The organism is Pseudokineococcus marinus, from assembly GCF_013004605.1.
Lineage (GTDB): Bacteria > Actinomycetota > Actinomycetes > Actinomycetales > Quadrisphaeraceae > Pseudokineococcus > Pseudokineococcus marinus.
In genome coordinates this window covers 1-3,005 of sequence record NZ_JABEMA010000342.1, presented here as the reverse complement: position 1 = coordinate 3,005, position 3,005 = coordinate 1, and the positions used below count along the sequence as shown (strand labels likewise).

The following is a 3,005-nucleotide window of genomic DNA, read 5'->3' as shown; positions in this document are numbered from 1 at the left end:
CGCCAGGGCGGGTCGCGCCGCCGCCGCTCGGCCTGAGCGCCGCCGACCGGCGCCGCTCGCGCGACGCACGGCGTTCCCGGTGCCGCCCACCCCGGCGGCGCTGGTAGGGTTCCGGACGTTCCAAGGGGCTGTGGCGCAGCTGGTAGCGCACCTCGTTCGCAACGAGGGGGTCAGGGGTTCGAATCCCCTCAGCTCCACCTCGCACCTCCCGCCCGGTGCCGTCGCCCGGGCTCCCGGCCACGGAGCCGGGCCACCTCACCGGACCGGAGCAGGTCTCCCGTTCCGTCCCGTGGACGGCGGCGGGGGTGCGCGCCGCGGGAGGGGCGGCCAGGGTGGGGTCATGACGACGGAGACGACGTCCCTGCCCGGACCCACGGCCTCCCTGCCCGGCGGTGGTGAGATGCCGCTGCTGGGGCTCGGCACGTGGCAGTCCGAGGGCGACGACTGCTACCGGTCGGTGCTCCACGCCCTCGAGGTGGGCTACCGGCACATCGACACGGCCACCGGCTACGGCAACGAGGACCAGGTGGGCCGTGCGCTCGCCGAGTCCGGCGTCCCGCGAGACGAGGTCTTCGTGACGACGAAGATGCCGCCCGACGAGGCGCCGCGCGCCCGCGAGGTGCTGTCCCGCTCGCTGGACCTCCTCGGGCTCGACTTCGTCGACCTGTGGCTCGTGCACTGGCCCCCGGGGGGCGAGGCGAGCCCGCAGACGTGGGACCACTTCCTCGCGGCGCGCTCGGAGCGCCAGGCCCGTGACGTCGGCGTCAGCAACTACAGCACCGCGCAGCTCGACGAGCTGGTCCGCTCGAGCGGCGAGGCGCCGTCGGTCGACCAGGTGCCGTGGGCGCCCGCCCTGCACGACCAGGGCTTCCTCGACGCGTGCCGCCAGCGCGGCGTCGTCGTGGAGGGCTACAGCCCCTTCAAGAAGACCGACCTGGGCGACCCGGTCCTCGCCGAGGTCGCTCAGGCGCACGGCGTGACGCCGCAGCAGGTGGTGCTGCGCTGGCACCTCGACCACGGCGTCGTCGTCATCCCCAAGTCGGTGACGCCCGAGCGCATCACCGCGAACGCCGACGTCTTCGGCTTCTCCCTCTCGCCCGACGAGGTGCGCCGCGTCGACGGCCTCGCTGACGCCTGACGCCTGACGCCTGACGCCTGACGACGGACCGGGGCCGTCCCGCGGCCCCGGCCCGTCGCCACCTTGACGGCGTCGACGCCGAGACGATGGGCTGCGGGGCGCGAGGGGTCGCGCCCCGCGGCCGCACCGGCCGCCGCGGCCCTGGGGGAGCCGCTCGTGGCCGTCGTCTTCGTCAACCTGCCCGTGGAGGACGTCGGGCGGTCGGTGGACTTCTTCACCACCCTCGGCCTCCCCGTGGACCCGCTGCCCGAGGACGGCGCCAGCGCGACGCTCGTCGTCGGCGCCGAGGTCGTGGTGCTCCTCCTGCAGCGCGAGCGCTTCGCCGCCCTCGCGCCCGGCCCCGTCGCGTCGCCGGGCGACCCCCGCGAGGTCGTCGTCTGCCTGCCCGCGAGCTCCCGCGAGGGCGTCGACGACCTCGTGGCGCGGGCCGAGACGGCCGGCGGGGCGCGGCCGGAGCCGGTGCAGGACGACGGGTCGGTCTACCGCCGGACGTTCCTCGACCCGGACGGCCACGCCTGGGGCGTCCTGTGGATGGAGCCCGACGGCGGGGCGCCCCCGGCCGAGGGCTGAGCCGCCCCCGCACGGCCCGCGCGCGTGACGACGGCCGCGCCGGACGAGGTTAGGCTCGCCTGCATGAGCGCGTCGGCCCCGTCGTCGGCCCGGCCGGGCGCCGCACGCGGGCCGCAGGGGCGGGCCGGTGCCCCGACCTCCGGTGGTCGCTCCCGCGCCACCCCGGGCGCCGTCCCCACCGCGTCCGGTCGACGGCGGGGTCGACCGGTGCTCGTCGCGGCGGTGCTGCTCGCGCTCGCAGCGCTGGTCGCGGCCGCCCTGCTGAGCCTGGCCGTGGGCTCCCGCGGCATCTCACCGGGCGTCGTCGTCGAGGCGCTGCTCGCGCCGGACCGGTCGAGCACCGACCACCTCGTCGTCCTCGACCTGCGGCTGCCGCGGACCGTGGTCGGCCTCGTCGCCGGCACGGCGCTCGGGCTGGCCGGGGCCGTCATGCAGGGGCTCACGCGCAACCCCCTCGCCGACCCGGGCCTGCTCGGCGTCAACGCGGGTGCCGCCACGGCAGTCGTCCTCGCGATCAGCGTGCTCGGCGTCACGAGCCCGGGCGGCTACGTGTGGTTCGCCCTGGCCGGGGCCGCAGCGGCCGCCGTCGTGGTGCACCTCGTGGCGGCGACGGGGCGCGAGGGGGCCACGCCGGTCAAGCTGACGCTGGCGGGCGCGGCGGTCAGCGCCCTGCTGCTGTCGCTCACCACGGGCGTCCTCGTCACGGACTCCGCCACCTTCGACCAGTTCCGCTTCTGGCAGGTCGGGTCCCTCGTCGGCCGGGACCTCTCCGCCGTGGCGGCCGTGCTGCCCCTCGTGGCCGCCGGCGCCCTCCTCGCCCTGCTGCTCGCGCCGGCGCTCGACGCGCTCCAGCTCGGCGACGACGTCGCCCGCGGGCTCGGCCAGCGCACCGGGGCGGTGCGCGCCCTCGGGGCCCTCGCCGCGGTGCTGCTCTGCGGCGGGGCCACGGCGCTCGCCGGTCCCATCGCCTTCGTCGGCCTCGCCGTCCCGCACCTCGTCCGCGCGCTCACCGGCCCCGCGCACCGGTGGCTGCTGCCGCTGTCGGCGCTCGTCGCCCCCACGCTGCTGCTCCTCGCCGACGTCCTCGGCCGGGTCGTCGCCCGACCGGGCGAGGTGCAGGTCGGCGTCGTGGCGGCGCTGCTCGGCGCGCCCGTCCTCGTGGCCCTCGTGCGTCGCCGCCGCGGGAGCCTCGAGCTGTGAGCGCCGCGACGACCGGGCGGGCGCCCGGAGGCGCGCACAGGAGTGCGCCCGGAAGTGCGCACGGGAGCGCGCACCGGGGTGCCCCCGGCGCCGGTGC

General features: G+C 77.7%; 3 protein-coding genes and 1 tRNA gene. All 4 read left to right on the top strand.

The annotated features are described in order from the left end of the window. Positions 1–124 precede the first annotated feature (124 nt). A tRNA-Ala gene (locus HLB09_RS15090) sits at positions 125–197 on the top strand. Between the two features lie 143 nt (positions 198–340). Beyond that, on the top strand, positions 341–1,138 hold the full coding sequence (locus HLB09_RS15085) for an aldo/keto reductase (protein ID WP_171204149.1): 798 nt from the start codon (positions 341–343) through the stop codon (positions 1,136–1,138). 156 nt (positions 1,139–1,294) lie between these two features. Beyond that, positions 1,295–1,708, top strand: a complete 414-nt coding sequence (locus tag HLB09_RS15080; RefSeq protein WP_171204148.1) for a VOC family protein — start codon at positions 1,295–1,297, stop codon at positions 1,706–1,708. 63 nt (positions 1,709–1,771) lie between these two features. After that, complete coding sequence (locus tag HLB09_RS15075; protein WP_171204147.1) at positions 1,772–2,908, top strand: iron chelate uptake ABC transporter family permease subunit; 1,137 nt, start codon at positions 1,772–1,774, stop codon at positions 2,906–2,908. The last annotated feature ends 97 nt before the right edge of the window (positions 2,909–3,005 follow it).

Excerpts from the sequence above, each read along its gene's own strand:
- HLB09_RS15075 (WP_171204147.1), top strand. The coding sequence starts at position 1,772 with ATGAGCGCGTCGGCCCCGTCGTCGGCCCGGCCGGGCGCCGCACGCGGG.
- HLB09_RS15085 (WP_171204149.1), top strand. The coding sequence starts at position 341 with ATGACGACGGAGACGACGTCCCTGCCCGGACCCACGGCCTCCCTGCCC.